Annotated in this window: 26 protein-coding genes, 1 tRNA gene and 1 pseudogene; 15 read left to right on the forward strand and 13 right to left on the reverse strand. The window is 64.3% G+C overall.

What is annotated here, in order from left to right:
- Window positions 1-45: 45 nt before the first annotated feature.
- Both AC0NIH_RS07835 and gluQRS read right to left on the reverse strand, forming a co-directional pair.
- Window positions 46-942, reverse strand: coding sequence for a DMT family transporter (locus tag AC0NIH_RS07835; protein ID WP_473463623.1), 897 nt, complete (start codon window positions 940-942; stop codon window positions 46-48).
- Between the two features lie 141 nt (window positions 943-1,083).
- A pseudogene (gluQRS, locus tag AC0NIH_RS07840) lies at window positions 1,084-1,958 on the reverse strand (tRNA glutamyl-Q(34) synthetase GluQRS).
- A gap of 75 nt (window positions 1,959-2,033) precedes the next feature.
- Here gluQRS and AC0NIH_RS07845 point away from each other — a divergent pair.
- Both AC0NIH_RS07845 and AC0NIH_RS07850 read left to right on the forward strand, forming a co-directional pair.
- The gene (locus tag AC0NIH_RS07845) at window positions 2,034-2,675 is read left to right on the forward strand and encodes a DNA-3-methyladenine glycosylase family protein (protein ID WP_473463625.1); all 642 of its coding nucleotides are present in this window, start codon (window positions 2,034-2,036) and stop codon (window positions 2,673-2,675) included.
- A gap of 128 nt (window positions 2,676-2,803) precedes the next feature.
- A complete protein-coding gene (locus AC0NIH_RS07850) occupies window positions 2,804-3,361 on the forward strand; it encodes an HNH endonuclease (RefSeq protein WP_010911702.1) in 558 nt (185 codons plus the stop codon).
- 303 nt (window positions 3,362-3,664) lie between these two features.
- On the opposite strand, the gene AC0NIH_RS07855 is transcribed toward AC0NIH_RS07850, so the two are convergent.
- Together AC0NIH_RS07855 and AC0NIH_RS07860 are read right to left on the reverse strand one after the other, a co-directional pair.
- Window positions 3,665-4,183: a disulfide bond formation protein B gene (locus tag AC0NIH_RS07855; protein ID WP_224730425.1), complete on the reverse strand. Its 519-nt coding sequence runs from the start codon at window positions 4,181-4,183 to the stop codon at window positions 3,665-3,667.
- An 87-nt stretch (window positions 4,184-4,270) separates the two neighbouring features.
- Window positions 4,271-4,855 (reverse strand): YqaA family protein, encoded by a 585-nt coding sequence (locus AC0NIH_RS07860; protein ID WP_023763912.1) that lies wholly within the window; start codon window positions 4,853-4,855, stop codon window positions 4,271-4,273.
- A 268-nt stretch (window positions 4,856-5,123) separates the two neighbouring features.
- Between AC0NIH_RS07860 and AC0NIH_RS07865 the strand changes: the two genes are divergently transcribed.
- Window positions 5,124-5,208, forward strand: a tRNA-Leu gene (locus tag AC0NIH_RS07865).
- Between the two features lie 97 nt (window positions 5,209-5,305).
- On the opposite strand, the gene AC0NIH_RS07870 is transcribed toward AC0NIH_RS07865, so the two are convergent.
- The 3 genes from AC0NIH_RS07870 to secA all read right to left on the reverse strand — a co-directional run bounded on the left by AC0NIH_RS07870 (window position 5,306) and on the right by secA (window position 11,019).
- Window positions 5,306-6,586 carry a GNAT family N-acetyltransferase gene (locus AC0NIH_RS07870; RefSeq protein WP_473463628.1) on the reverse strand — a complete coding sequence of 427 codons (1,281 nt, stop codon included), beginning with the start codon at window positions 6,584-6,586 and terminating at the stop codon, window positions 5,306-5,308.
- Window positions 6,586-7,986 (reverse strand): lipopolysaccharide biosynthesis protein, encoded by a 1,401-nt coding sequence (locus AC0NIH_RS07875; protein WP_473463631.1) that lies wholly within the window; start codon window positions 7,984-7,986, stop codon window positions 6,586-6,588. Before AC0NIH_RS07875 ends, AC0NIH_RS07870 begins: the two co-directional genes overlap by 1 nt.
- Window positions 7,987-8,286: 300 nt before the next feature.
- Window positions 8,287-11,019 (reverse strand): preprotein translocase subunit SecA, encoded by a 2,733-nt coding sequence (gene secA / locus AC0NIH_RS07880; protein ID WP_224730422.1) that lies wholly within the window; start codon window positions 11,017-11,019, stop codon window positions 8,287-8,289.
- 262 nt (window positions 11,020-11,281) lie between these two features.
- Here secA and AC0NIH_RS07885 point away from each other — a divergent pair, with 262 nt between their 5' ends.
- Window positions 11,282-12,211 (forward strand): peptidylprolyl isomerase, encoded by a 930-nt coding sequence (locus tag AC0NIH_RS07885; RefSeq protein ID WP_023763916.1) that lies wholly within the window; start codon window positions 11,282-11,284, stop codon window positions 12,209-12,211.
- A 66-nt stretch (window positions 12,212-12,277) separates the two neighbouring features.
- On the opposite strand, the gene AC0NIH_RS07890 is transcribed toward AC0NIH_RS07885, so the two are convergent.
- Together AC0NIH_RS07890 and AC0NIH_RS07895 are read right to left on the reverse strand one after the other, a co-directional pair.
- On the reverse strand, window positions 12,278-12,877 hold the full coding sequence (locus AC0NIH_RS07890; protein WP_473463634.1) for a TetR/AcrR family transcriptional regulator: 600 nt from the start codon (window positions 12,875-12,877) through the stop codon (window positions 12,278-12,280).
- 112 nt (window positions 12,878-12,989) lie between these two features.
- A complete protein-coding gene (locus tag AC0NIH_RS07895; RefSeq protein WP_473463636.1) occupies window positions 12,990-14,219 on the reverse strand; it encodes a caspase family protein in 1,230 nt (409 codons plus the stop codon).
- A gap of 168 nt (window positions 14,220-14,387) precedes the next feature.
- On the opposite strand from AC0NIH_RS07895, the gene argJ reads away from it, so the two are divergent.
- From argJ to AC0NIH_RS07920, 5 genes are all read left to right on the forward strand, one after another.
- Complete coding sequence (gene argJ / locus AC0NIH_RS07900; RefSeq protein WP_473463639.1) at window positions 14,388-15,629, forward strand: bifunctional glutamate N-acetyltransferase/amino-acid acetyltransferase ArgJ; 1,242 nt, start codon at window positions 14,388-14,390, stop codon at window positions 15,627-15,629.
- Window positions 15,630-15,658: 29 nt separating this feature from the next.
- Complete coding sequence (locus AC0NIH_RS07905) at window positions 15,659-16,411, forward strand: GNAT family N-acetyltransferase (RefSeq protein ID WP_473463916.1); 753 nt, start codon at window positions 15,659-15,661, stop codon at window positions 16,409-16,411.
- A 28-nt stretch (window positions 16,412-16,439) separates the two neighbouring features.
- Window positions 16,440-16,862, forward strand: a complete 423-nt coding sequence (locus tag AC0NIH_RS07910) for a (deoxy)nucleoside triphosphate pyrophosphohydrolase (protein ID WP_023763920.1) — start codon at window positions 16,440-16,442, stop codon at window positions 16,860-16,862.
- Window positions 16,863-17,015: 153 nt separating this feature from the next.
- Window positions 17,016-17,333: a hypothetical protein gene (locus tag AC0NIH_RS07915; RefSeq protein ID WP_023763921.1), complete on the forward strand. Its 318-nt coding sequence runs from the start codon at window positions 17,016-17,018 to the stop codon at window positions 17,331-17,333.
- Window positions 17,334-17,443: 110 nt separating this feature from the next.
- Entirely contained in the window at window positions 17,444-17,623 is a 180-nt protein-coding gene (locus tag AC0NIH_RS07920) for a Flp family type IVb pilin (RefSeq protein WP_287276628.1), read from the forward strand.
- Between the two features lie 75 nt (window positions 17,624-17,698).
- On the opposite strand, the gene AC0NIH_RS07925 is transcribed toward AC0NIH_RS07920, so the two are convergent.
- Window positions 17,699-18,571, reverse strand: a complete 873-nt coding sequence (locus AC0NIH_RS07925; RefSeq protein WP_473463642.1) for a methyltransferase domain-containing protein — start codon at window positions 18,569-18,571, stop codon at window positions 17,699-17,701.
- A 65-nt stretch (window positions 18,572-18,636) separates the two neighbouring features.
- On the opposite strand from AC0NIH_RS07925, the gene AC0NIH_RS07930 reads away from it, so the two are divergent.
- Genes AC0NIH_RS07930 through AC0NIH_RS07945 form a run of 4 tightly spaced genes read left to right on the forward strand, consistent with a single transcriptional unit; the run spans window position 18,637 to window position 21,051 of the window.
- The gene (locus tag AC0NIH_RS07930; RefSeq protein ID WP_224686606.1) at window positions 18,637-19,437 is read left to right on the forward strand and encodes a ComF family protein; all 801 of its coding nucleotides are present in this window, start codon (window positions 18,637-18,639) and stop codon (window positions 19,435-19,437) included.
- Window positions 19,438-19,482: 45 nt separating this feature from the next.
- Entirely contained in the window at window positions 19,483-19,752 is a 270-nt protein-coding gene (gene grxC / locus AC0NIH_RS07935; RefSeq protein WP_352707346.1) for a glutaredoxin 3, read from the forward strand.
- 10 nt (window positions 19,753-19,762) lie between these two features.
- The gene (locus AC0NIH_RS07940) at window positions 19,763-20,629 is read left to right on the forward strand and encodes a carbon-nitrogen hydrolase family protein (RefSeq protein WP_473463646.1); all 867 of its coding nucleotides are present in this window, start codon (window positions 19,763-19,765) and stop codon (window positions 20,627-20,629) included.
- Window positions 20,626-21,051 (forward strand): DUF1178 family protein, encoded by a 426-nt coding sequence (locus AC0NIH_RS07945; protein ID WP_013892863.1) that lies wholly within the window; start codon window positions 20,626-20,628, stop codon window positions 21,049-21,051. Before AC0NIH_RS07940 ends, AC0NIH_RS07945 begins: the two co-directional genes overlap by 4 nt.
- A 4-nt stretch (window positions 21,052-21,055) precedes the next feature.
- Here the strand turns inward: AC0NIH_RS07945 and AC0NIH_RS07950 are convergent, their stop codons facing one another.
- Complete coding sequence (locus AC0NIH_RS07950) at window positions 21,056-21,541, reverse strand: MarR family winged helix-turn-helix transcriptional regulator (protein WP_023763927.1); 486 nt, start codon at window positions 21,539-21,541, stop codon at window positions 21,056-21,058.
- Window positions 21,542-21,637: 96 nt separating this feature from the next.
- Between AC0NIH_RS07950 and AC0NIH_RS07955 the strand changes: the two genes are divergently transcribed.
- On the forward strand, window positions 21,638-22,528 hold the full coding sequence (locus AC0NIH_RS07955; RefSeq protein ID WP_473463650.1) for a DMT family transporter: 891 nt from the start codon (window positions 21,638-21,640) through the stop codon (window positions 22,526-22,528).
- Window positions 22,529-22,606: 78 nt separating this feature from the next.
- On the opposite strand, the gene ubiG is transcribed toward AC0NIH_RS07955, so the two are convergent.
- Window positions 22,607-23,356, reverse strand: a complete 750-nt coding sequence (ubiG, locus tag AC0NIH_RS07960) for a bifunctional 2-polyprenyl-6-hydroxyphenol methylase/3-demethylubiquinol 3-O-methyltransferase UbiG (RefSeq protein ID WP_023763929.1) — start codon at window positions 23,354-23,356, stop codon at window positions 22,607-22,609.
- A 320-nt stretch (window positions 23,357-23,676) separates the two neighbouring features.
- On the opposite strand from ubiG, the gene AC0NIH_RS07965 reads away from it, so the two are divergent.
- Window positions 23,677-24,246 (forward strand): putative glycolipid-binding domain-containing protein, encoded by a 570-nt coding sequence (locus AC0NIH_RS07965; protein WP_473463653.1) that lies wholly within the window; start codon window positions 23,677-23,679, stop codon window positions 24,244-24,246.
- Window positions 24,247-24,272: 26 nt separating this feature from the next.
- On the opposite strand, the gene AC0NIH_RS07970 is transcribed toward AC0NIH_RS07965, so the two are convergent.
- The gene (locus tag AC0NIH_RS07970) at window positions 24,273-26,111 is read right to left on the reverse strand and encodes a CHASE3 domain-containing protein (RefSeq protein WP_473463918.1); all 1,839 of its coding nucleotides are present in this window, start codon (window positions 26,109-26,111) and stop codon (window positions 24,273-24,275) included.
- Between the last annotated feature and the right edge of the window lie 108 nt (window positions 26,112-26,219).

Below are 26,219 nucleotides of genomic sequence, written 5' to 3' on the forward strand. Positions count from 1 at the left end.
ATTCCTCAATTCCTCAATTCCTCAATTCCTCAATTCCTCAATTCCTCAATTCCTCAATTCCACAGTTCTTCCCTTGGCCTGCCGAGCCGTTGCCAGGCCGACGCCGAAGGTCGTGATCGCCATGCCGACGATCTGCAGGGCGTTGAGCTGCTCGTCGAAGAGTGCCCAGGCGATGATCGCCGTCACCGCTGGCACCAGGTAGAAGAGCGAGGCGACTTTCGACATCTCGCCGTCGCGGATCATCACCATCAGCAGGAAAATGGCGCCGAGCGACAGCACCAGCACCAGCCAGGCCATGGCGAAGATCAGTTCGCCGTTGATGATGACGGTGTGGGTTTCGATGGCGAGCGCGGCAAGGATCATCAGGCAGGCACCGCCGACATATTGCCACATGGTGGCTACGACGAGGTCGCCGCCGGAAGCGAAGCGCTTCTGCCAGATGGTGCCGGCACTCATGCCGAGCACCGAGACCAGCGAAGCGATCAATGTCGCCGCCGTCACCCCGCCGCCGAGCGCGCCGAGCTTGGGCCACAGCACGATGACGATGCCGATCAGGCCGATGCCGAGGCCAAGCCAGTGGCGCGGCAGGATGGCCTCGCCGAGGAACTTCCCGGCAAGCACGGCCGTGATCAGCGGCTGCAGGCCGACGATCAAGGCTGAAAAACCGGCTGGCATGCCCCTGTGGATGGCCCAGAAGACGGCACCGAGATAGACGCCATGCATCAGCACGCCGGCGCCGGTGGCGTGCAGTGCCTGCTTGCGGGTGGCTCGTTTCGAGCCCAGCACAAGCGTCAGGACGGCCAGCAGGATCGCGGCTATCACGAACCGTGCGGCAAGGAAGGTGAACGGTTCCGCCCATGGCATGGCGTAGCGGGCGCCGATGAAGCCGGTCGCCCACAAGACGACGAAGGTGGCGGGGATGAACCGCTTGATGCTGCGCATTTTTCCGGAGACCGCCACGCTGGTGAGAATTGACCGTGGCGCTGCTCTAGTACCGTTCAAACCGGCGCGCAAAACGAAACGATTGATCCATGCATCACTGGAATTCAACGGGCAGTGCGATTTTCTGGACCAGCCGAGAGGTCAAAGCCCCACCATTCGCCTGATATCATCAGGTGATGCGCCGGCATCGCGCAGCTTGGCAAGGCCGGTGTCGCCGAGGCTCTTCGACAGTTTTCGCCCATCCGGCCCGAGGATGAGCCGGTGGTGGAAATAGGTGGGCTGCGGTAGCCCCAGAAGCTCCTGGAGCAGGCGCTGCACGCCCGTTGCGGAAAACAGGTCCTGGCCGCGCACGACATGGCTGACGCCTTGCAGGGCATCGTCCATGACGACGGCAAGATGGTAGCTGGTCGGGATGTCGCGGCGCGCCACGATCACATCGCCCCAGTCCCGCGGGCGGGCGGCGACCGCGCGCGTCGCCGACAGCGTCTCGTCGGTGAATTCGGCCCATGCGAGATCCCTGCCGACACGCGCCATGGCGGCGCCGACATCGAGCCGCCAGGCGAAGGGAGCATTTTCGGCTATCCGCCGCTTGCGTTCCCTGACCGGCAGCGCCTTGTCGGCCGAGGGGTAGAGCGGCACGCCGTCAGGGTCGCGCGGCCAGTCGCGCCCGCGCATTTCGCTGTCGGTGATGAAGGCGCGGATCTCGCCACGGCTCATGAAGGCCGGATAGACGAGTTCCTCGCTCATCAGCCGGTCGAGCACCGTCCCGTACTCGGCAAAATGCCCGGACTGGCGGCGCACCGGCTCCTCCCAATCGAGACCCAGCCATTCCAGATCGGCCAGCACGCCCGCCTCGAATTGCCGCGTGCAGCGCGTCGTGTCGATGTCTTCGATGCGCAGCAGCAGGCGACCGTCATTCGCCTTTGCAATTTCTGGTTGAGCAGCGCCGAATAGGCATGACCAAGGTGCAGTTCGCCGTTGGGGCTGGGCGCGAAGCGGAATGTCAGGAGCGTCATGTCTCGAGCGGCAATCGGGTTGTGCGGCGGTTTTGGCAGTTGCTACCTTGCGGCACATTCGCGGACAAGGATACCATGCAACGCATCGGCACACTCGACGACATCGCCCGCGGGCTCGACGCGCTTTGCGCGATCGACCCGCGCCTGGACAAGGTGCGCGGCATGGCGGGCGAGGTGCCGCTCAGGCTTTCCGAGCCTGGATTTAGGAGCCTGGCCTCGATCATCGTCTCGCAGCAGGTGTCGCGCGCCAGTGCAGATGCGATCTTCGGCCGGCTGACCAGGCTTGTCGACCCGCTGACGCCGCAGGCGATCTTGGCCGCCGGCGAGGCCGTGTTTCGTGAAGCCGGCCTGTCACGGCCCAAGCAGCGCGGCCTGGTCGCGGTTGCCCAGGCCGTGGCCGACGGCCTCGACCTTCATCACCTTTGTTCGCTCGACGCTGTCGAAGCCATTACGGCGATGACGGCGGTGCCGGGCATTGGTCCCTGGACGGCGGAAGTCTATCTGTTGTTTGCCGCGGGCCACCCCGATATCTTCCCCGCGCGTGATGTCGCGCTGCAAACGGCGGTCGGTCATGCGCTCGGCATCGACCCGCGCCCACCCGAGAAAGCACTGATCGCATTGGCCGAATCATGGAGCCCCTGGCGAGGTGTCGCATCGCGGCTTTTCTGGTCCTATTATCGCGAAACCAGGGGCCGGGACGCCGCGCCGCCGGCCTGAATCTGCAAAAAAGCATTAAAATCATGCGTTTTTGACGCTTCGGCGACGCGACAATCCGCTTCACATCCCTGTCATGTCAGGCTTACAGTATCCCCGCCGTTCGGGTCTAGAACCAAGGAGGTAAACACGTGACGGTTGCCGTATCTCCGGATGGGCTTCCAGCACTGGTGCTGAATGCGGATTACCGTCCGCTCAGCTATTACCCCTTGTCGCTCTGGTCCTGGCAGGACGCCATCAAGGCCGTCTTCCTCGACCGGGTGAACATCGTCGCCGAATACGAGCACGCGGTGTCGTCGCCGACCTTCTCGATGAAGCTGCCGAGCGTGGTCAGCCTGAAGGCCTATGTGAAGCCGTCCAGGCATCCGGCCTTCACGCGCTTCAACGTCTTCCTGCGCGACCGCTTCCAATGCCAATATTGCGGCACGCCCGACGACCTGACCTTCGACCACGTCATCCCGCGCCATCGCGGCGGCGCGACGACATGGGAAAATGTGGTCGCCGCCTGTTCGCCCTGCAATCTGAGGAAGGGCGGCATGATGCCGGCGCATGCCAAGATGTGGCCGCTGCAGAAGCCCTACCAGCCGACGGTGCACGATCTGCACAACAACGGCCGCCTGTTCCCGCCCAACCATCTGCATGAAAGCTGGATGGATTATCTCTATTGGGACGTCGAACTGGAACCCTGAGATCGTTCGAGATCGGGAGGCTGGCCGTCTCGCTTATCAGCGCCTTCGCGTTTAAGGACCGGCTTCCCCCACTCCGTCGCTGCTTCGCAGCGCCACCTCTCCCCCCTCCGGAGGGAGAGGAAGGGAGCCTCCCGGCACACAAGCTCGCGCCCTTCCTCTACCCCGTCGATCGGGGGAGAGGTGGCGCTGCGAAGCAGCGACGGAGTGGGGGTCGACCTGCTCGGACGTCGAAAGCCGAGCCATGCAATTCAGCCTGCTGAATCTTCGCTCTAACTCTGCGTCGCGCCACTCACGCGAATAGGCTCAGTCGCGGGAAAGTGCGCCGCGGAAGGCGACGGCGGCGAGGACAAGGCTGGCGATGGCGTTCCAGCCGGCCAGCGACAGGCCGAGGATGCGCAGGGCGGCCTTGTCGCAGGAGGGCGGCACGAATTTGTCGAGCGCGTCGAGCACGCCCTTGCCACCGGTGTCGACAGGCCCGGCGCCCGCCGTGCAATCGGTCGGGCCCGCCCACCACTGCCATTCGACGCCGGAGTGGTAGACGCCGAGATAGAGGCCGTAGAGCATCAGCAGGCCGCCGATGCCCAGCAGGCCGCGCGTCAGCCAGGCGGGTGCGCGCAGCATCGATGCAATCACCGCCAGCACCATCAACGGCACGCCGATATAGTAGGGGGTGCGCTGCTCCAGGCAGAGATGGCAGGGGATGTAGCCGCCGATATACTGGAAGCAGAGCGCCGAGCCGACGGTGGCGGCCATGGCGACGGCGAGAAACAGGGCGGTTCGCGTCCGCTGGCGTCCGGTGTCGGCATTCATGATGGCTGTCATGGGGTCTTTCGTCCGCTGAATTCGTCGGGCTATTTCCTTGTCCGTGTCGTTGTCCCAAAGCCGCTACACAGTTTTGGGCGACATGGATCAGAACGCGTATTTGACCAATATATAGAGCAAAATCAGGGCAGCCGCGCCGGCGCCGACGATCAATCCCAGGCGCTTCTCGATGAACTCCCTGATCGGCTCGCCATAGCGGCGCAGCAGCCAGGCAAGCAGCAGGAAACGAGCGCCTCGCGCCAAGATCGCCGAGACGATGAAGACCACAAGATTGATGTGAAGCGCCCCGGCGAGAATAGTGACCACCTTGATCGGCGGCAGGTGCGCAACGCCGGACGTGACGAGCAGCACCAGCATCAGCCCGGTGCCGGACGACTGCCACTTCTCGAATGTGGCAATGCCGCCGAAGTGCTCCAGGATCGGCCGTGCTATCGTGTCGTAGGCATAGTAGCCGATCAGCCAGCCGGCAATACCGCCCAGCACGGACGCGGCAGTGGCGGTCAGCGCGTAGCGATAGGCGCGTTCTGGCCGCGCCAACGCCATGGGCAGGAACAGTACGTCCGCCGGGATGAAGAACACAGAACTTTCGACGAAAGCGATGAAGGCCAGCCACCATTCGGCGGATTTGCGGGCAGCCAGGGACAAGGTCCAGTCGTACAGTCCACGAAGCATAGGCACTCCTAATGCATGTCGCCCGCAAGCTATGTATCGGTTTCGGGACAGAACAAGGACCCAAAGCGCAGGGCATCCATCCGTGTTCAGATGGGCATCGCTTTGACACGCCGCCTGTCTAGAAAGATTTTCCGCGCTGCACAATGGCAGCACAGCCACGAAATCGAAAGGCGCAGTTTGGTCGCATCCGGGCGATCCCGAGATTTGGCCAGTTGACGAACAGGCCTCCGACCGTATAGTCCGCGCCCATCCAGGCCGTCCGGCCTGAGCCCCTATGGCGGAATTGGTAGACGCGCTCGACTCAAAATCGAGTTCCGCAAGGAGTGCTGGTTCGATCCCGGCTAGGGGCACCACCCTTCGCTCTTTGAGCTTCGGGTGGCACGCCACCCTCTTGGAGCTTCGAAGCTCGATGGACGAGAGAGTGTCCTCCGTGGCCTTGGCGAAGGAGGATCACCGCCGCCGCAACAGGCTCCTCATGCGGTTGCGCAGCAGGCGGGCCATGTTGCGGGTCTCGCGGTAGAGATGCAGTTGCGAAGCAGCCTGGCGTGCCAGGCGGTCGGCGTGGGGCGTCAGTCCGATCACCAGCGTGCCGATCGGCTTGCGCTCGGTCCACAGCCGGCTCATCACCGGATGGTCGGGTACGGCGCAGGAATCGGTCATCATGATGTTGGGATCGTCGAGGTGCTGCTTCGTCACTTCGATCATCAACAGCGTGCCCGGCGAATAGGCGGCCAACGTCTCGTCATAGGCCGTCTTCCAGGTATAGGCGACGCCGGCTTCGACGAAGACGATCAGGCAGGCGATGGTGCGGCCGTCGAGCGTCAGCGAATGGATGCGGCACATGTCCTGCTCGGCGAGCCGATGCACGGCCTCGCGGGCGAAGGCGGCGCGGAAACGGTCGATCGCCATGGCGGTGCGCTCGCGGCCCTTCCAGCCGGACGCTTCCAGCGTCAGGAAGCTTTCGATGGCGTGGCGGATCTCTTCGGGGCCGCGCGCCACCACATGCTCCAGCTTGCCGAGGTCGCCGAGGCGCCGCTTCAGGCGGCGGAATTCGCGGTGGTGGTGCGCGCGCAGCGAGGCCTTCAGATAGTCGTCGCCGTCGAGCTCGCTCTCCAGGGCGGGGCGCTGGGTCTGGCCAGTGGTGACCAGCATCAGGCCACGCGTCTCGGCCACGGTGCCGAGCAGGCTCGCCACCGGACCGTCGAGCCTGATGTCGGGCAGGACGAAGACTTTCGGCAGTTTCAGGTGCGGGCGCGACAGCATCGCGAAGAAATCCTCGACGACGCCGACCGGATCGTCGCGGTCGATCAGCGGCGTGCCGAGCGGACCGAACGGGCTCGACCAGGTGCGCATCACAGGCACGCCAAGCGGCACCACCGGGCGTTCCACCGAGAACGGCACCAGGAGGCGCAGCCGGTTGCGGTATTCGTCGCCGTCGCGGATCACCGCCAGCCGTACCTCGCGATCCTCCAGCCGGGGCATGGCCGGGGCCAGGAAACGCGGGTTGAAGAAGACGTTCGGCTCGATCGTGCGGGCGCAGAGATAATCCAGCTCCTCGACCAGGTCGAAGCCGGCCGATGCCGGATAGATGGCGAGCTTGCGCTCGGGCCGGTTGTTGGCGAGGATCTCGATATGGGCGGGGTCGGCATCGCGCGCCAGCCCGGCAAGGCCGGACACCATGGCGCCGGCCGTACCGCCGCTGGTTTCCTCGAGCAGGGGGACTGCGGCCATCACACGGCTCCTTTGGCTGGCACGAAGATCGCCATGACGATGCCGAGCTTGCGCCAGACCGTGAAAGACAGCGCGCTGGCCTCGAAGATCATGGCGAAGGCGGTGGCCATCGCCGCGCCCCACAAGCCGAAGAGCGGGATGAGCACGACGTTGAGGCCGATGTTGAAGGCCAATGTCATGGCATAGACGGCGGCACAGATGTTCTGGTTGCCGCTCATGGTGAGCAGGCTCTCGCAAGGCCCGACGGCGGCGCGCGCAACCACGCCAAAGACGAGCAGGAACAAGAGCGGATAGCCCGATGTGAATTCGGGGCCGAACAGCACCAGCATCGGTTCGCCCAGCGCCAGCACCAGCAGCGCCATCAAAAGCGACGGCCAGAAGGTCCACGACACCGTCTCGCGGGCGAAGGCGGCAAGCTTTTCCGGCTCGCCATGGGTGAACTGCGCATAGCGCTGGGCGACGCCGGCCTTGACCGCGAAATAGACGAAATGCACCAGCGCCAGCGTCTTGACCGTGGCGAAATAGACGGCGACGTCGTTGGGATTCATATAGGCGCCGACCATCAGCACGTCGGCGTTGGTGAGCAGGAAGAAGAAGCTTTCGACCAGGAAGATCGGCAGCGAGACGACGAACCATTGCGCGAAATGCACCTTCATCGGCCCGGCGGGGATCTTCCGCTCCATGCGCTGGGTGACGCCGATGAGTTGCGCGAGCGTGGTGACGTAGGTGGCGGCGATCGAGGCGAAGATCGCTGTCTTGGCGTCGGGCGCGTAGCCGGCGAAAAGCATCAGCGCCATGAACAGCAGGATCAGCACGGGGCGTATCAGGTAGGTCGGCGACAAGGCGAACAGCGCCCATGAATTGGCCCGCGCCAGCCCTTGCAGCAGGTCCGACAGCGCGATCATCGGCAGGCAGATGACGCCCAGGACGAACGGTATCACGTAGTAGTTCTCGATCCATGGTGCGGCCAACCAGACGCCAAGCGCCCCGAGCCCGGCGATGATCGTCGAGGCGATCAGCACGAACAGGCGGCTGGCCACGACGATGCCGCGCAGCTCATCCATCAGGCCGCGCTCGCGGTATTCGGGGATGAAGCGGATGACCGAGGTGTGGAAGCCGAGGCAGGCGAGGTTGCCGACGATGACCATCGTCACCCAGACGAGGACGAAGATGCCGTATTCGAACGAGCCCATCCAGCGCGCCATCAGCACCTGGCTCACGAAGGCGATGACGGCACTGACGATGCGGATGGAGAAGGCGATGACTGACATGCGGCCGGCTTCGCCGCGCTCGTCGGCGGTGAACAGCACGGTGTCGATGCGGTCGAGCAACGGTCCCATGCGCAGCGCCAAGCGCTGCGGCAAGAACCGCCCGGCAGTCGTGGCCGCGGAAAAGCGCACCCCGAATTTTCTCCGTTTTCCGCCTCTTTTTCAGGGTTGGGTGTAGCGGAGACACATTAAGAAAACGTGGGCGGGGGTGTCCTTCTCCCCGTCCCTATACGGGGAGAAGGTGCCGGCAGGCGGATGAGGGGCAGCGCTGGGTTTGGGAGATTTGCGCTGATGCGGGCAGGGCAGGGAAATTATCCCGGACGAAATGGTTTCATGGGGCTGCGTGTGACAATCGCAGACGTCAGCGCCGCCCCTCATCCGCCCTTCGGGCACCTTCTCCCCGTGGAACGGGGAGAAGGAAGAGCGCGGTCCTTACGCGAACGCGCCGTGGCAGTGCTTGTATTTCTTGCCGGAGCCGCAGGGGCAGGCTTCGTTGCGGCCGACCTTGCCCCAGGTGGCCTGGTTGTTCGGGTCACGGTCCTCGGGGGCGACGATGGCGTTTTGCTCCTGGCGCACCAGGAGGGCGGTCTCGCCGTCGCCGAAATCATTCTCGCCGGTGGTGCCGTCGATATGGCTGCCGAACATGTCGGGGGCTTCCGGAGGCGGCGCTTCGGCGGCCTGACGGACCAGTTCGACGCGCATCAGCTGCGCGGTGACGGCCTGGCGCAGATTGCCCAGCATCGCCTGGAACAGCTCGAAGGCCTCGCTCTTGTATTCCTGCAGCGGATCGCGCTGGGCGTAGCCGCGGAAGCCGACGACGGAGCGAAGGTGGTCGAGGTTGACGATGTGCTCGCGCCACAGATGGTCGAGCGTCTGCAGCACGACCGAACGCTCGACATAGGTCATCACCTCGGGGCCGAAGCGCTCGGCGCGTTCCTTGGCGGCGGCCTCGGCGGCCTGCGTGATGCGCTCGCGGATGTCGTCCTCGGCGATGCCCTCTTCCTTGGCCCAGTCCTCGATCGGCAGGTCGAGATTGAGGAATTCGGCGACTTCGGCCTTCAGGCCGGCGACATCCCATTGCTCGGCATAGGCGTTTTCGGGGATGGCCTTGGCGACGATCTCTTCGATGACGCCCTCGCGCATCTCGCCGATGGTTTCCGACAGGCCTTCGCCGTCCATCAGTTCGATGCGCTGCTCGAACACGACCTTGCGCTGGTCGTTGGAGACGTCGTCATATTTCAACAGGTTCTTGCGGATGTCGAAGTTGCGCGCCTCGACCTTCTTCTGCGCCTTTTCCAGCGCCTTGTTGATCCAGGGATGGATGATCGCCTCGTCTTCCTTGAGGCCGAGCTTCTGCAGCATGCCGTCCATCCGCTCGGAGCCGAAGATGCGCATCAGGTCGTCCTGCAGCGACAGGAAGAATTTCGACCGGCCGGGGTCGCCCTGGCGGCCTGAGCGGCCACGAAGCTGGTTGTCGATGCGGCGCGATTCATGGCGTTCGGTGGCCAGCACGTAGAGGCCGCCGGCGGCCAGCGCCTTCTCCTTCAGCCGTTCGACATCGGCGTTGATTTCTTTTTCCCGCGCCTCGCGCTCGGGGCCTTCAGGCATGTCGCCCAGTTCCTCGGCGATGCGCATCTCGGCATTGCCGCCGAGCTTGATGTCGGTGCCGCGGCCGGCCATGTTGGTGGCGATGGTGATAGCGCCGGGTTTGCCGGCCTGGGCGACGATGGCCGCCTCGCGCTCATGGTGGCGGGCGTTCAGCACCTCGAAGTCCTTGAAGCCTTCCTTGCGCAGGCGTTCGGCCAGCTGCTCGGACTTCTCGATCGAGGTCGTGCCGACCAGCGTCGGCTGGCCCTTGGCGCTGGCCTCGCGGATCTCCTTGACGATCGCCTTGTACTTCTCCTCGACCGTCCGGTAGACCTCGTCGTCCTCGTCTATGCGGATGACCGGCAGGTTGGTCGGGATTTCGGTGACCTCGAGGCCGTAGATGTTGCCGAATTCCTCGGCCTCGGTCAGCGCCGTGCCGGTCATGCCGGAAAGCTTCTTGTAGAGACGGAAGTAGTTCTGGAAGGTGACGGAGGCCAGCGTCTGGTTCTCCGGCTGGATCGCCACATGCTCCTTGGCTTCCAGCGCCTGGTGCAGGCCTTCCGAATAACGGCGGCCCGGCATCATGCGGCCGGTGAACTCGTCGATGATGACGATCTCGCCGTTGCGCACGATGTAGTCCTTGTCGCGCTGGAACAGGCGGTGCGCCTTCAGCGCGTTGTTGACGTGGTGGACGATGGCGACGTTCTCGACGTCGTAGAGCGACTCGCCCTTCAAAAGATCGGCGTCGCGCAGCAGGTTCTCCAGCTTCTCGGTGCCTTCCTCGGTGAAGATCGAGGTCTTCTGCTTCTCGTCGATCTCATAATCCTGCGGCTGCAGCTGGATGATGAAGGTGTCGATGGTGTTGTACATTTCCGAACGGTCCTCGAGCGGACCGGAAATGATCAGCGGCGTGCGCGCCTCGTCGACCAGGATCGAATCGACTTCGTCGACGATCGCGTAATTGTGACCGCGCTGCACCATCTGGGCGCGCTCGTATTTCATGTTGTCGCGCAGATAGTCGAAGCCGAGTTCGTTGTTGGTGGCGTAGGTGACGTCGGACGCGTAGGCGACGCGGCGCTCTTCGTCCGACAGGCCGTGGACGATGACGCCGACCGAGAGGCCGAGGAATTTGTAGACCCGGCCCATCCATTCGGAGTCGCGGGTGGCGAGATAGTCGTTGACGGTGACGACATGGACGCCATTGCCAGCGAGTGCGTTGAGGTAGACCGGCAGCGTCGCGACCAGCGTCTTGCCTTCGCCGGTGCGCATTTCGGCGATGCCGCCATTGTGCAGCACCATGCCGCCGATCAGCTGGACGTCGAAGGGGCGCATGCCGAGCACGCGGCGCGCCGCCTCGCGGGCGGTGGCGAAGGCCGGGACCAGAAGGTCGTCAAGGCTGGCGCCATTGGCGATATCCTGGCGGAACTTTGCCGTGCGGCCGGCAAGCTCGGCGTCGGAAAGAGCCCGCATCTCGTTTTCCATGGCGTTGATCGCCTCGACGCGGGGCCGGGTCGATTTGACCCGACGGTCGTTGGAGGAACCGAAAACCTTACGGGCGAGACCGCCGAGACTGACCATCCAATGGTCCTTTCGATAGAATTCTCAATCTTGAGACAGGCGCCGGCCGGCCCCATCAAATCCGCGTGAACGCACCGCTTGAATGCGGGCAAACACAAAAAGCGCCCGGAAAACGGTTCTGGACGCCAAGTCGTTGGACAGATAAGAGGGGGCTCAACTGATGTCAACGCCGCGCTGGCCCTGCCGGTCGCGCCAAATTCCGCCACAATCTGGCTGATCTGGAAGCCGTCCCTCCTTACAATCCTCCACCGGAGTCATCCTTATGTCCTTGTTATTCCGCCGTGCGTCGCTTGCCAGCCTTGGTCTGGCTTTCGGGCTGTCGGCTCTTAGCCTGTCGCCGCTGATGGCGCAGGAGACCGCTCCTGCTCCCGCGCCGGCCGATGCGGCGGCTCCAGCACCCGCGGCGGCACCGGTCGACCCGAATGCCGTGGTCGCCACCGTCAACGGCCAGCCCTTGACCGAAGCCGACCTCACGCTTGCCGAAGGCGAGCTGTCGCAGCAGTTCGCGCAGCTGTCGCCCGAACAGCGCCGCGCCGCGGCACTTTCGGCGGCCATCGAGATCCGCGTCATGGCAGCCAAGGCCGTTACCGACGGTCTCGACAAGGATCCCGACTTCCAGCGACGCATGGCCTTCCTGCAGCAGCGCGCCCTGCATGGCGAGATGGTCGAGAAGGGCGTCGTTGCCAAGGTCACCGATGCCGAAGTCCGCGCCCGCTACGACCAGGAGATCGCCAGCACGCCACCGGTCAACGAGGTGCATGCCCGTCACATCCTCGTGAAGACGAAGGAAGAGGCCGAGGCGATCATCAAGCAGCTCGACGGCGGCGGCGATTTCCAGAAACTCGCCAACGAGCACACCAGCGATCCCTCGGGCAAGACCAGTGGCGGCGACCTCGGCTGGTTCGGACCTGGCCAGATGGTGCCGGAATTCGACAAGGCTGCCTTCGCGCTCGAGGTCGGCAAATACACCGAGCAGCCGGTGCAGACGCAGTTCGGCTGGCATGTCATCAAGCTCGAGGACAAGCGCACCAAGCAGCCGCCGGCCTTCGACGACGTCAAGGACCAGGCCAAGCAGGCGGTCATCCGAGACAAGTATTTCGCCCTGGTCAAGTCACTGCGCGCCGGGGCCAAGGTCGAGATCCCCGATGCCAAGCTGAAGCAGGCCGTCGATACGATGGAAGCCGGCAAGTAAGCCTGAACGACGTTTTCAAAGGGGCGCGGCAGCCAAGGGTTGCCGCGCCCTTTTTGTTAGCCGCCGCTATCTGCCTGATGCCGCTATGCCTTGCAGGAGATAGTGGACCACCTTGCGTATCGTCGCCTCGGGCTCATCGATCCGGTTGGTCAGGAGCTGCCGCCAGGCATAGGAAGCGACGAGATCGGCGACCACGGCCGGATCGATATCGTTGGCGATCTCGCCCCTGGCCTTGGCGCGCTCGATGATCTGCCCGGTATGGGTGCGGCGTCCGCCGGCATAGCCGGCAAGGGCTGTCGCCGCGGTTTCGTCCGTCTGCGCCTCGGCGATCAGCGACCTGAACACGCTCCCCGACGATGTCTCGCGCCAATGCGCGAAGAGGTTCTCCAGGAAGCCGACGAGATCCTCCTCCAGTTTTCCGGTATCGGGCACGTCAACGCGTTTCTGGCGCTGGTAGACGTCGAGCAGCAATGCCGCCTTGCTCGGCCACCAGCGGTAGATGGTCGGCTTGCCGGCACGGGCGCGGCGCGCCACGGCTTCGATCGAGAAACCGGCATAGCCGGCCTCGACCAGCACGGCTTCGGCGGCTTCCAGAATGGCTTCGGCGCTGTCGGGATTGCGCCTGGCGCCAATCGATTTGCGTGCCGGATCCGCGTCCTCGGCCATTCCCGTCGTCCTCGCCAACACTTTCGCGGCAATCATAGGTGAGCACGCGATGAAACGAAACGGGCCGTTTTTCAACGAATCAGGCGAAGCCGCAGGGCGATCGTCCCGCCGTTCATTGCACCGCTTGAGAGGTTTCCGACTCGATGCGCCACCCGTCCTCGGCCTTGACCAGCCCGAGCGTGATGCGCGCCTTGCCGGTCAGCCGTGCCGCCGACTTGTCCTTCGGCACATAGTCGTAGCGCATGGCGAAAGCGGCATCGGCGCGATCCTCCCCATGCGGCGTGATCTCCAGGCTGCCGGATTCCAGGCCAAGCGACCACGAAGCCCATTGCGCAAACCAGTCGGCCTTCATCTTGAGGATGGCGGCGGCGTCGTAGCGTGCGCCGAAAATGGAGGCGGACGAACCGTAGAGCCGCTGGACGGTGTCGGCCATCGCCCTGGTGTCCGGCGCCAGATAATCCTGGCGCAGGAATTTTTCGATCGAGGCTTTGTCGTCGCCCACGGAGCGCTCGAGTGCAGCGACCTGCGGGGCCGGCGCGGGTGCCGCCGCCACTTTGGGCGACAGCATCGGCTCGCCGCCCGGCACAAACTCGAAGCGTTCGAGCAGCGAACCCTGTTCCCATGGTCGCTGGGCCTCGCGCGTTTGCGAGATCACATCGTGGCGCACCGCGATCATCATGTCGTTGATGCTCTGGCCGGGCTCGGCGATGTGCCGCAGCAATGCGGCGGCGAAAGGCGAGTTGCGCCCGGTCCCATCCATGGCGACCGCACCCGGCGCGGTCGAGAAGGCGATGAAGGAGCCGCGCGTCGAATCGAATTGCGCCAGCCCCGCCAGAGCGGTCGCCGAGCGGGTGGTGACGGTACGGCTCAAGCTGCGGGCAAACGGATTGTTGCGGCAGGCATCGAGAAACACCAGGCTGACCTTGGTCTGCTGTTCCATGATGTCGAGGACCTCGTCGATCGGCACCGCTTCGAGCTGGAGCTTCACCGGCATGTCGAGCCTGGCATCGACCGGCACGACATAATTGCGGCCGTCGACCTGCAGGCCATGGCCGGCATAGTAGAAAAGCCCGGCGCCCGCGCCCTGCAGGGCATCCGAGAACTCGCCGATCTTGCGTTCGAGCTCGCGCTTGCCGAGATCGTTGCCTTCGATGACTTCGAAGCCGATCGAGCGCAGCTTGTCGGCGATATCGAGCGCGTCGTTCACCGGATTGGCCAGAGTGCCGGCTTCGGCATAGGTGCCGTTGCCGATGACGAGCGCGACGCGCCGTTGCGGCTCAGCGTCGGCGCTCAGCAGCAAAAGTCCCAGAAACGCCCAAGCGAGGATCGCAAGCCTGCCCATGGGAAGCGATGATAGCGCCACAGTCCCCGGCGATGCCAACAGATTTGAAACGCAAGCTTGACCCGTGGTGATTTCACGCCCGGCAGGCGCGGCGAAAACGCCCTTGCGCACGGGCTTCGTATCGGGCAAACCGGCCTTCCCCTTGCGATTTTCCCGCCCGAGGTCCCCATGTCCACGACGATTTCGCCGCTCGCGCCGAAGAAGTACCCCAAGATGCCTGTTGTCGAAGGGGTGCGCATCGCCACCGCCGAAGCGGGGATAAAGTACAAGAACCGCACCGACCTCCTGGCCATGGTCTTCGACGCAGGCACCACGGTCGCCGGCGTGTTCACAAAGTCGAAATGCCCCTCGGCGCCGGTCGATTTCTGCCGGCAGAACCTCGGCCCCGGCAAGGCCCGGGTGCTGGTCGTCAATTCCGGCAACGCCAATGCCTTCACCGGCAAGAAGGGCCGCGAGTCCACCGCGCTGACAGGCGAGGCGGCGGCCAAGGCGGCCGGCTGCACGGCGGGAGAGGTTTTTCTGGCGTCGACCGGTGTCATCGGCGAACCGCTCGACACCACGAAATTCAGCCATCTGCTCGCCGGCCTGGTCAATGACGGCAAGCCGGATCTGTGGACCGAGGCGGCCAAGGCCATCATGACCACGGACACCTATCCGAAAGTGGCCACGCAGACCGTCAAGCTCGGCGACACCGATGTCACCATCAACGGCATTTCCAAGGGCGCCGGCATGATCGCGCCGGACATGGCGACGATGCTGTCCTTCGTCGCCACCGATGCGCCGATCGCGGCTCCCGTGCTGCAGGATCTTTTGTCGCGCGGCACCGCCAAGACCTTCAACGCGGTCACCGTCGACAGCGACACCTCGACCAGCGACACGCTGCTGATCTTTGCCACCGGCAAGGCCGCCCAACGCGGCGCGCCTGAAATCACCGATCCCAGGGATGCCCGTCTCGGCGCGTTCCGCCGGGCGCTCGGCAAGGTGCTGAAGTCGCTGGCGCTGCAGGTGGTGCGTGACGGCGAGGGCGCCCGCAAGCAGGTCGAAGTCACCGTCACCGGCGCGAAATCGGCGCGCTCGGCCAAACGCATCGCGCTGTCGATCGCCAATTCGCCGCTGGTCAAGACGGCGGTTGCCGGCGAGGACGCCAATTGGGGCCGCGTCGTCATGGCCGTCGGCAAGGCCGGCGAGCCAGCCGATCGCGACAGGCTGTCGATCTGGTTCGGCGACAACCGGCTGGCGCATGAGGGCGAACGCGATGCGGCCTATTCGGAAGAGAAGACTTCGGCCTACATGAAGCGCGACGACATCCGCATCCGCGCCGATATCGGCATCGGCCGCGGCAAGGCGACGGTGTGGACCTGCGATCTCACCAAGGAATATGTCGCCATCAACGGCGACTACAGGAGCTGATCGCCTTGGTTTCGCGCCATCCGGCAAGCATGCTCGCAACCGTGCGCCGCTACGAGGCGGCCGGCTTTCGCGCCTGGCCGGCGGCCGCGGTCCATTACGACGGTACCTGGGTGGTGCGGCTGACCGCCGGCCATCCGGCCAAGCGCCTGAATTCGGTCAATCCGCTCGATCCCGGCGACACGCAGCACATGGCCGACCGTATCGGCCGCGCCAGCCGCCGTTTCGACGCCTATGGCCGGCCGCTGACCTTCCGCATGTCGCCGCTGTCTGGGCCTGATCTGGCCAGTCATCTCGACAAGGAGGGCTGGAACCGGTTCGACGAATCCCTGGTCATGCGGCTGCCGCTGGCGGCCGCGCAGCTCGACACCGCCATGGACCAGATACCGCTCAAGGACATCAGCCGCTTCATCGGCGCCTCGCTGAAGGTCAGCGGCTCGGATGTTTCCTTGCGGCCCGGCCTGTCGGAGATCATCGGCGCCATTCAGCCCGAAGCCGGGCTGTTCGCGCTCGAAGACGGGGCAGAACCGCTGGCGACGCTGATCTGCGTGCATGATGGCGATCTTGCCGGGCTGTTCGAGGTGGCGACCGACAGGTCGGCGCGCAACAAGGGCCATGGCCGCAACCTGATCTTGTCGGCGCTGAAATGGGCACGGCTGCGCGGCGCGCGGGAGGCTTGGCTGCAGGTCGAGGCCGTCAACGTGCCGGCGTTGGCACTCTACCATTCGCTCGGCTTCGAGGAAGTCTATCGCTACCACTACCGCCGGCCGCCCGGTCATGAGTGACGTTGGGCAGGAATGAGCTGGTGAATACATGAATGATCTAGCAAGCACGGGCAAGCGCCTGCTGCTGGTCGCGGCCTGTGCGCTGGTCGATACCGATGGCCGCGTGCTCTTGGCGCAGCGACCGCCAGGCAAGCAGCTTGCCGGCCTGTGGGAATTCCCCGGCGGCAAGGTCGAGCCCGGCGAGACGCCGGAACAATGCCTCATCCGCGAACTGCAGGAGGAGATCGGCATCGAGACCGAGATCCCATGCCTGGCGCCACTCACCTTCGCCAGCCATTCCTATGACGACTTCCATCTTCTGATGCCGCTGTTCATCTGCCGCCGTTTCCGCGGCATTGCCCAGCCCAGGGAAGGGCAGGCGCTGAAATGGGTGCGGCCCAAGCAGATGCGCGACTATCCGATGCCTCCGGCCGATGCTCCGCTGATCCCGTTCCTCATCGATCTTCTGTGAGCAGGGCAAGGCCACATGCCGCCGGTGGCCGAGCCAGATCCACGGTATCGGGCCATATCAGCCGGCGTTAATGGAAGATTTATCTCATCATGAAAAGTTGATGCGTGGCCGTGTTGTCGCGGCCGTGCCGCCGATTCGCTGGGGAGCGACAGCATGAGCCTAGACAGGGATTGGGACTCGATCCGGTCCGACCGCAGCTTTCGTGTCGCCGATGCCGGAATGGGGGTGCTGCGCATCACGCTGCTGTTCGGCTCGGCCGCGGTGGCACTGGCGCTGATCGCGACACCTTTCCTCGACAGCCGGACGCGCTCGCAATCGGTTCGTGACGATTTTTCCGGTGGTCTCGACATGACGGCCACGGGTTCGGTCAGTCATCGCAGCATCTATACGGTGCGTCGCAGCGTGCTGCAGGCTCAGCCAAGTTCAGTCTGCATCATTCGGTCCGACGGCAGGAGCAGCGGCGACTGCTGATATGGTTAAGAGATTTACCAGAGGGCGGTGATTTCACCGCCCGTTAAGCCTTTGCCGTTAACCTTTCTTAACAGATCGGCGGTAGGGTTCCGGCAAGAGGGATCGAGGCGATGAAAACAGTGCTGCTGCGTTTTCTGACGGATGAGACCGGCGCCACCGCCGTCGAATACGCCTTGATTGTCTGCGTGCTGTCGCTGACCATCATTGGCGGCATCGGCCAAGTCTTCAACTCGATCACCTGGCTGTTCAGCGACAATGGCAGCAGGCTTGCCAACGCTTTTGCGAATTGATCCTGGCGCGCATTGACCCTGGCGCGCTTTGATCTTGGCGCGCATTGATCTTGGCTTGTCCGCGTCGCGGACAGTTCAATGCTTTTCAGGCCCTTCCAGCACAGTCTTCAGCGAGACCTTTGCCGAACCAGGCTTCAGCGGTTTTTGCTGCGACGCATCGGGCGCCCAGCCGGACATCCAGACGATCGAGAAACTCGCCCTTATCCGGCCATCAGGGTCGGAAAACCGCTCGGCGTAGATTTCGGCGGCACGCGCGAACAGCTTGCGTGAACCCGGCCGTCGGCTGCGGTCGGCAAGCGCGCTGGTTTCGCCCATGGCGCGCAGGTCGGCCATCAGGGCAAACAGGTTGGCATAGCGCACTGTCACGGTTTCGACATCGGCGACCGGCAGGGCGAGACCGGCCCGCTGCAAAAGCGCACCGGCATCGCGCACGTCGGTGAATGGGATGACGCGCGGGCTGGCGCCGCCGTAAAGCTCGGTCTCGGCCGCAAGCAGGCTTTCGCGCAATTCACCGAGCGTGCCGGCGCCCGCGAAGGCGCCGAGGAAAAGTCCGTCCGGCCGCAGCGCGCGGCGGATCTGGATCAGCATACCTGGAATGTCGTTCATCGCCTGCAGCGACAGAAGCGACACCGCCAGATCGAGGCTTTCCGGCTCGAACGGCACGGTTTCCAGCGGTGCGATCATGCCTGCGGCACCGTCCAGGAAAGCCGCGTCCGTCTCGACGCGGACGATCTCCGTCACCTTGCCGCTCGCGGCGAGGACGTTGGCCGCGGCCTGTGTCTGGCAAAACAGCACCGCCGCCTTGCCGAACCTGCGTTCGACGGCACCCAGCCGGTCGGCAAGATCCTCGGCAGTGCGGTTCATGAGGAAATCGGCACCGTCGACCGGAGCGTCAAGCGCGCGCCGCTTGTGCGCCAGCCACAGAGAGGTATCCATTATCAGCTGCAACGGGCGGATCCTTGTTTGTCCGCGCCCTGATATACCTGGTATAGCCGGTACGGAGAACCAACCACGTGGCCGATCCGAGGTCCAAGATCAAGTCCGTCGAGATCGGAAGCCTGGCCCGCTCGGCCCTCGGCTGGCCGGCGCGCATCCTGTTTCCGCCGGTTTGCGCCGGCTGCCGCCGGCATGTCTCGCAGCCCGGCGTGCTGTGCGGCGCCTGCTGGCCGAAGCTGCGGCTCCTGGAGCGGCCCTGGTGCCCGGTGATGGGCACGCCGTTCACGCACAACATGGGCGAAGGCTTTCTGTCGGCCGAGGCGATTGCCGATCCGCCGCCCTTCGACCGGGCGCGGGCGGCCGTTGCCTATTCCGGCGTTGCCCGCCAGATGGTGCAGGGGCTGAAATACCAGGATCGTACGGATCTTGCGCCATGGATGGCGCGCTGGATGGTGCGCGCCGGCGCCGACCTCATCGCCGAGGCCGATGTGGTGGTGCCGGTGCCGCTGCACTGGCGGCGTTTCTTCAGGCGGCGGTTCAACCAGTCGGCGGAACTGGCGCGCGCGGTCTGCGAACTCAGCGGCCTGTCTTTCGCACCCTCGGCGATGCAGCGCGTCAAGCTCACGCGGCAGCAGGTGGGGCTGGAGCGGCAGGAACGCGAGGACAATGTGCGCGCCGCTTTCCGGGTGCCGGTGGAAGCCGAGATCGAGATTGCCGGCCGCAGGGTGCTTCTGGTCGACGATGTCTACACCACCGGCGCCACCGTGCGTTCCGCTACCAAGGCGCTGAAAAAGGGAGGTGCTGCCGCAGTCGACGTGCTGACCTTTGCCCGTGTGTTGCCGGGGGACTTTCGGGCGGACGAGTCCGCGACTATATAAGTCGGCAATGGACGTATGAGCTTGGAAGAGACTACGGAATTCGTCATGGCCGATGTCACGATCTATACGCGCATGATGTGCGGCTACTGCACGGCAGCCAAGCGGCTGCTGGAGCGCAAGGGCGTCGCCTATACCGAGCACGATGCCTCGTTTTCGCCGGAACTGCGGCAAGAGATGATTTCGCGTGCTCACGGGCGCACGACCTTTCCGCAGATTTTCATCGGCGATACGCATGTCGGTGGCTGCGACGAACTCCATGAGCTGGAGGCCGAAGGCCGGCTGGACAGGCTTCTCGCCAACGGCGCGACGATTTGAGGGTGTGACGATGGGTGTTTTCAAGGCTGCTGCGGTCCAGATGCGTTCAGGCGAGAGCCCGGAGCGCAATGCGGTCGATGTCGAACGGCTGGTGCGCGAGGCCGCGGCGCAAGGCGCGACCTACATCCAGACACCCGAAATGACCGGAGCGCTGATCCGCGACAAGGAAGCGCGTGCCGCTTCCTTCACCTCCGAAGACAAGGACATCGTTGTCGCGACCGCGCGCAGGCTGGCGCGCGAACTCGGCGTCTTCCTGCATATCGGCTCGACCGCGATCCTGCGTGCCGACGGCAAGCTCGCCAACCGGGCGCTGCTGTTCGGACCCGACGGCGCCACGCTCGCCACCTACGACAAGATCCACATGTTCGACGTCGATCTCGACAATGGCGAGAGCTGGCGCGAATCCGCCGCTTACGAACCGGGCACCGAGGCCGTCGTGACCGAGATCGCGGGCGCCAGGCTTGGCTTCGCGGTCTGCTATGATCTGCGTTTCCCGCAACTGTTCCGCGCTGAGGCCATGTCCGGCGCGGATGTTTTGACCGTACCCGCCGCCTTCACCCGCCAGACGGGCGAGGCCCACTGGCATGTGCTGCTGAGGGCTCGCGCCATCGAGAATGGCGCCTATGTCGTTGCCGCCGCGCAAGGCGGCCTGCATGAGGATGGACGCGAGACTTTTGGGCATTCGCTGATCGTCGATCCGTGGGGCCGCATCATCGCCGAGGCCGCGCATGACGAGCCCGGTGTGATCGTCGCCGAGATCGACCCGGCGCAGTCGCTCGCCGCGCGGAAGAAGATCCCCAACCTGAAAAATGCGCGGGATTTCACCGTCAATGCCGGTTCAGCGGAGGCGCCGCTTCTTAGGGGTGCTGCCTCTTGATCCGTTTTTCCTTGATCTGCGAGAACGAGCACGAGTTCGAGGGCTGGTTTCGCAGCAATGACGATTTCGACACCCAGAAGAAGCGCGGCTTTGTCGATTGCCCGAGCTGCGGCTCGCACAAGGTGCAGAAGGCCTTGATGGCGCCCGCCGTTTCCACGGCCCGCAAGCAGGAAACCATAGCACTCGCCATGGGCGAGGCGCAGAAGCAGGCGCTGGCGCAGTTGAAGGCGATGGCCGAGAAGGTGCGCGAGAATGCCGACTATGTCGGCGACAAGTTCGCCGAGGAAGCCCGAAAAATCCACTTCGGCGAAACCGATGCGCGCGGCATCTATGGCGAGGCGACGCTGGACGAGGCCAAGAGCCTCGCCGAGGACGGCGTCGACTTCATGCCGATCCCGGTGTTCCCGGACGACCGCAACTGAGCGGTTAGCCCATACTGCCGATCAATTTCCCAAGCAGACGCGAGAGCGTTTCCCGTTCGGCCTGCGTCAGGCCCGCGAGAATCTCGTGTTCGTTGGCGACGTGCGCGGTGACAGCCTCGTCGATGAGCGCAAGGCCCTTTTCGGTCAGCCGCACCACAATGCCACGCCGATCATTGGGGTGCGGTCCGCGCGAGATCAATCCGGATGTCTCGAGCCGGTCGAGCCGGTTGGTCATGGCGCCTGAGGTCACCATCGTCGCTTCGTAGAGTGCGGTCGGGGTCAGCGCGTAGGGTGATCCGGAGCGGCGCAGCGTCGCCAGCACATCGAACTCCCCGGACTGCAAACCGTAACGGGCAAACAATGGCGCGAGGCGATCGCGGGCGATCAGGGACGATGCCTCGTTGAGCCGTCCGAGTACGCCCATCGGCGAGACATCCAGGTCCGGTCGCTCCCGTTTCCACTGCTCGATCGCTCGCGCTGCCCTGTCCATTGTCTCACCGCTATATATCTTGACGTTAAGAATCTTTGCATTATCTTACCGCAAGATTCAATGCGGGCCAAGGGCCGCACGACAGGACTCGATCAAATGAAATTTCTCTGGGATTCGGCGCTCGGCCTGCTCATCGTCACCGGTGGCTTGCTCGGCCTGACGCTGCCTTTCGGCAAGCTTGCAACGGCGGCTGGGGTGCCGGCCATGGTCTGGGCCTTCGTCATCTCGTTCGGGGCCGGCGGCGTGCTGCTGTGCGTGCTCTTGGCACGCGGCCAGCGCATCCGGCTCAGCGCCCACAAACTGCGCTATTTCTTCGTCACCGCGGCGGTATCCTACGCCGTCCCCAATCTCTTGATGTTCTCGGCCATACCGCATCTGGGGGCCGGCTACACCGGCATCATGTTCACGCTGTCGCCCGTCATCACGCTGGTGTTTTCGATTCTGCTGCGCGTACGGCGCCCCAACCTTCTCGGCATCATCGGCATCGCCGTCGGCTTCGTCGGCGCCGTCATGGTGGCGGTGACACGCGGCGAGGCCGGCCAGCCCGCCGATCTGTTCTGGGTGGTAATGGGCCTGCTGATCCCGGTCAGCCTTGCCGCCGGCAACATCTACCGCACCATCGACTGGCCGCAGGATACCGGGCCGATCGAACTGGCCGTCGGCAGCCATCTGGCAGCGGCGACGCTGCTGCTCGCCGGCATACTTGCGTTGTTCGGCGTCAGGGCTTTCGCACCGCTCGGCGGCGTGCCGCTGGTCGTCGTCGGGCAGGTTGCGTCGGCCGCGGCGATGTTCGCCTTCTTCTTCCGGCTGCAGGCGGTCGGCGGCCCGGTCTATCTCAGCCAGATCGGCTATGTGGCGGCCGCCGTCGGGCTGTTTGCCGGCACGATTTTTCTTGGCGAGCACTATCGGCTGCTGACCTGGGCCGGTGCGGTCATCATCACCATCGGCGTCATCATCACCACCAGGGCGCAAAGCCAGAAGGCGTAGCTATTCTGGATCTAGTCGGCACCTCCGCCGCCGGGCTCCGGCCTTGGATGCCGGTCATTTCTCCAGGGAGTGTGGTCGTCAGACCGATGCCTTTTCGGCCAGCACCATGTAGTTGACGTCCATGTCCTTCGACCGTGACCAACGATCGGCAAGCGGATTGTAGGTGACGCCGGTGCGATCGATGACGGTCAGGCCGGCGCCGCCGAGTGCCTTTTCCAGCTCTTCCGGGCGCACCAGCTTGCCGAATTGGTGGGTGCCGCGCGGCAGCCAGCGCAATACATATTCGGCGCCGATGATGGCGAGACCCAGCGCCTTCAGCGTGCGGTTGATGGTGGCCACGAACATGATGCCGCCGGGGCGGACCATCTGCCCGCATTTGGCGACGAACAGGTCGATGTCGGCGACATGCTCGACCACTTCCATGTTGAGGATGACGTCGAACGTCTCGCCGGCGTCGGCAAGGTCCTCGGCGGTCGTGGCGCGATAATCGACGCTCACATTGCCGTCGGCCGCGTGCAGCTTCGCCACTTCGATGTTGGTCGCCGAAGCGTCGGCGCCCACCACCTCGGCGCCAAGCCGGGCCATCGGCTCGCACAGGAGACCGCCGCCGCAGCCGATGTCGAGAATGCGCAGGCCTTCGAAAGGCCGCGCCGCGCGCGGGTCACGGCCGAAGCGCACCGCTATCTGGTCGCGGATGTAGGAAAGCCGGACCGGATTGAATTTGTGCAACGGACGAAACTTGCCGTTCGGGTTCCACCACTCCGCGGCAAGGGCGGAAAAGCGTTCCACCTCTCCGGCATCGATCGTCGATCGTCGGGGCTCGGGCATCGGTTGGTCTCCTCGGCACTTAAGCGCCGCATGTCCTTGGACGCGCAAAGGACGCTGTAGCACTTTGAATCTGCGCATGACCCCGAAATCGAGATCGATTTCGGGGTCATGCGCTAGGAAGTCGGGCGTGAGGCCGCGAATGTCAAGGCAGCATTTTTCCTCCACTGGCAGAGCAGCCCGCCCTGTCAGGACCAGCCCTATCAGGCCCCGCCTTGTCAGGCCCCGTCTTGTCAGGACATGTCACCTGCCGGGCAGTGGGGCGAAACACGATCGGCTTGGCGGGCGAAGAGAGGATAGGCTTTGAGTTAGAGGAGACGACGATGACACGGAAGATGGCTTCGATCCTTTGGCGCCGGCTGGATGTGGAAGGACACGACGCTTGCCTGCTTTCGCAAACCGACGACGGGTTCAGTCTCAAGGGACAGGCCATCTTCGTCCAGGACGGCACGCCATGCTGCCTTGCCTATGAGGTGATTTGCGATGCCGGCTGGCGCACGCGTTCAGCACGGGTCGAGGGCGTTCTCGGCATGCGGAGCCTGCACTATGAGATCGAAAGCGATTCCGACTGTCGGTGGATGCTGAACGGCGAACCGCAGCACGCTGCTGCCGGCCCCGTCGACATCGATCTCGGTTTCACGCCGGCGTCGAACCTGGTGGCGATCCGCCGGTTCGCTCTCGGCATCGGCGAGGCGACGCCCGCTCCGGCTGCCTACCTGACCTTCCCTGCGCTGGAACTGGTACGCCTCGAACAGAGCTACCGTCGCCTTGACAAGACCCGCTATGCCTACGCGGCGCCGATGTTCGGTTACGAGGAGATCCTCGACGTTTCGCCGCACGGCTTCGTCGTCGACTATCCCGGCTTATGGACAGACGTGGCCGCGTCGGGCTGAAGCGGAGTTCTGGCGGCCAACATGCATTATTTCGTGTCCAGCACCTCGCGCAGCTTCGCGGCCAGTTGCTCGATGGTGAACGGCTTGGCCAAGAAGTTCACGTCATGGTCGAGCACGCCGTTGTGGACGACGGCATTCCTGGTGAAACCAGTGGTGAAGATGACTTTCAGGCCGGGTTGGCGCGCCACCGCCTCCTCAGCGAGCTTGCGGCCGTTCATCACCGGCATGACGATGTCGGTGAAGAGAAGTGCAACGCCAGGTGCAGCGGTCAGCTTCTCAAGCGCCTCCTGACCGCTTCCAACGTGGATGACCTCATAGCCGAGTTCGCGCATGGCGTCCGTCGTGGCCGCCCGCACTTGGGCATCGTCCTCGACCACGAGGATCGTCTCGGTGACCTTGGCGGTGCTGTCGCCGCGCTCGGCCGGTATTGCCGGCTCCTCCGGTCCGAAAAAGCGCGGCAGGTAGATCCTGACCGTCGTGCCCTGGTCCCGTTCGGAGTAGATCTTGACGTGGCCACCCGATTGCTTGACGAAGCCGAACACCTGGCTCAGCCCAAGTCCCGTGCCCTTGTTGACCGGCTTGGTCGTGAAAAAAGGCTCGAATGCCCTCGCCATCACATCCGCCGACATGCCCTCGCCGGTATCGCTGACGGCGATCATCACATATTGGCCGGGGATCACGTCGGCATGGGTGGCAGCGTAGCCGTCGTCGAGATGGCTGTTGGCGGTCTCGATGGTCAGCTTGCCATCTTCGCTCATCGCGTCACGGGCATTGACGGCCAGGTTGAGGATCGCGTTTTCGATCTGGCTTGGGTCGGCGTGGGTTTTCCACAGGCCGCCCGCCAGCACCGTTTCGATGCGGATGCCTTCACCCAGAGCACGACGCAAAAGATCGGACATGCCGGTCACCAGGCGGTTGGTGTCGACGACCTGCGGCGCGAGCGGCTGCTGGCGCGAGAAGGCAAGCAGACGCGAGGTCAGCTTGGCGGCGCGGCTGGCCGCGTCGGTCGCGGCCTCGATGAGCTTTTCCAAGTCGTACTCGCCGCGCTTCAGCTTGCGCTGGGCAAGGTTCATGGCGCTGATGATCACCGCCAGCATGTTGTTGAAATCGTGAGCGATACCGCCTGTCAGTTGGCCGACCGCCTCCATCTTCTGCATCTGGCGTATCTGGGACTCGGCCTTTTCACGTGTCTGGATCTCGTTGCCGAGTTCGATGTTCTTGCGCATCAGCTCTTCCTGGCCGATGACAACGTCGCGGAAGCGGCGGCGGGATTCGCGGACGGTGTAGACGCCGAGCACGAAGATCGCCAGAAGGGCCGCCAGCGAACCGATGCGCAGCCAGGCTTCAACCCGGTCCGTTTGTTCGTCGCGTGCGGCGATGTCGGCGGCGCTGATGCGGCGGATCGTGTCCATGCTGGCGCGGATTTCGTCCATGGCGGCCTTGCCCTGGCCGCTGCGGACCAGTTGCAGCGCGGCGGCGGCATCGCCCTTGTCATAGAGGGCAATCGTCCGGGCCTGTTCAGCCTGCTTTTGCGAAAGCGCGTCCTTGATATGATTGATCTGCTGGACGATTTGGTCGTCCGAAGCCGTCATGGCGCCGATGCGGGAGAGCTGTCCCGGAATGGCATCGACGGCCTTCCGGTAAGGTTCGAGATAGGATTTCTCACCGGTCAAGAGATAGCCGCGCTGGCCGCTCTCGGCGTCCTGCGCCATTGAAAGCAACCCCGACAGCAACTCTTGATATTCGATTGTCTCGCGAGCGGCGGCGCGATTGGCTCGTTGGTTTTCGACGAGCACGGCACGGGTGCCGACGATCATCGCCAATACGGCGAAGCCGGTGACGAGTGGTACCGACTGCCATCGCATGGCACGCCGAAGACGGGCAATCATCTATTTTGCCGAACCAAAAGGAATTTCTCGCGGGCAATATTTGGTAAGCGGCGCAAGCTTGGAAGGCAATATGCCGTCTTCTTG

This window comes from Mesorhizobium sp. WSM1386, from assembly GCF_055901595.1.

Bases quoted from the DNA above. Each gene is read 5' to 3' on its own strand.
- AC0NIH_RS07835 (WP_473463623.1), bottom strand. From the start codon at position 942: ATGCGCAGCATCAAGCGGTTCATCCCCGCCACCTTCGTCGTCTTGTGG.
- AC0NIH_RS07845 (WP_473463625.1), top strand. From the start codon at position 2,034: ATGCAACGCATCGGCACACTCGACGACATCGCCCGCGGGCTCGACGCG.
- AC0NIH_RS07855 (WP_224730425.1), bottom strand. From the start codon at position 4,183: ATGACAGCCATCATGAATGCCGACACCGGACGCCAGCGGACGCGAACC.
- AC0NIH_RS07860 (WP_023763912.1), bottom strand. From the start codon at position 4,855: ATGCTTCGTGGACTGTACGACTGGACCTTGTCCCTGGCTGCCCGCAAA.
- AC0NIH_RS07870 (WP_473463628.1), bottom strand. From the start codon at position 6,586: ATGGCCGCAGTCCCCCTGCTCGAGGAAACCAGCGGCGGTACGGCCGGC.
- secA (WP_224730422.1), bottom strand. From the start codon at position 11,019: ATGGTCAGTCTCGGCGGTCTCGCCCGTAAGGTTTTCGGTTCCTCCAAC.
- AC0NIH_RS07885 (WP_023763916.1), top strand. From the start codon at position 11,282: ATGTCCTTGTTATTCCGCCGTGCGTCGCTTGCCAGCCTTGGTCTGGCT.
- AC0NIH_RS07890 (WP_473463634.1), bottom strand. From the start codon at position 12,877: ATGGCCGAGGACGCGGATCCGGCACGCAAATCGATTGGCGCCAGGCGC.
- AC0NIH_RS07895 (WP_473463636.1), bottom strand. From the start codon at position 14,219: ATGGGCAGGCTTGCGATCCTCGCTTGGGCGTTTCTGGGACTTTTGCTG.
- argJ (WP_473463639.1), top strand. From the start codon at position 14,388: ATGTCCACGACGATTTCGCCGCTCGCGCCGAAGAAGTACCCCAAGATG.
- AC0NIH_RS07905 (WP_473463916.1), top strand. From the start codon at position 15,659: ATGCTCGCAACCGTGCGCCGCTACGAGGCGGCCGGCTTTCGCGCCTGG.
- AC0NIH_RS07910 (WP_023763920.1), top strand. From the start codon at position 16,440: ATGAATGATCTAGCAAGCACGGGCAAGCGCCTGCTGCTGGTCGCGGCC.
- AC0NIH_RS07915 (WP_023763921.1), top strand. From the start codon at position 17,016: ATGAGCCTAGACAGGGATTGGGACTCGATCCGGTCCGACCGCAGCTTT.
- AC0NIH_RS07920 (WP_287276628.1), top strand. From the start codon at position 17,444: ATGAAAACAGTGCTGCTGCGTTTTCTGACGGATGAGACCGGCGCCACC.
- grxC (WP_352707346.1), top strand. From the start codon at position 19,483: ATGGCCGATGTCACGATCTATACGCGCATGATGTGCGGCTACTGCACG.
- AC0NIH_RS07940 (WP_473463646.1), top strand. From the start codon at position 19,763: ATGGGTGTTTTCAAGGCTGCTGCGGTCCAGATGCGTTCAGGCGAGAGC.
- AC0NIH_RS07950 (WP_023763927.1), bottom strand. From the start codon at position 21,541: ATGGACAGGGCAGCGCGAGCGATCGAGCAGTGGAAACGGGAGCGACCG.
- AC0NIH_RS07955 (WP_473463650.1), top strand. From the start codon at position 21,638: ATGAAATTTCTCTGGGATTCGGCGCTCGGCCTGCTCATCGTCACCGGT.
- ubiG (WP_023763929.1), bottom strand. From the start codon at position 23,356: ATGCCCGAGCCCCGACGATCGACGATCGATGCCGGAGAGGTGGAACGC.
- AC0NIH_RS07965 (WP_473463653.1), top strand. From the start codon at position 23,677: ATGACACGGAAGATGGCTTCGATCCTTTGGCGCCGGCTGGATGTGGAA.
- AC0NIH_RS07970 (WP_473463918.1), bottom strand. From the start codon at position 26,111: ATGCGATGGCAGTCGGTACCACTCGTCACCGGCTTCGCCGTATTGGCG.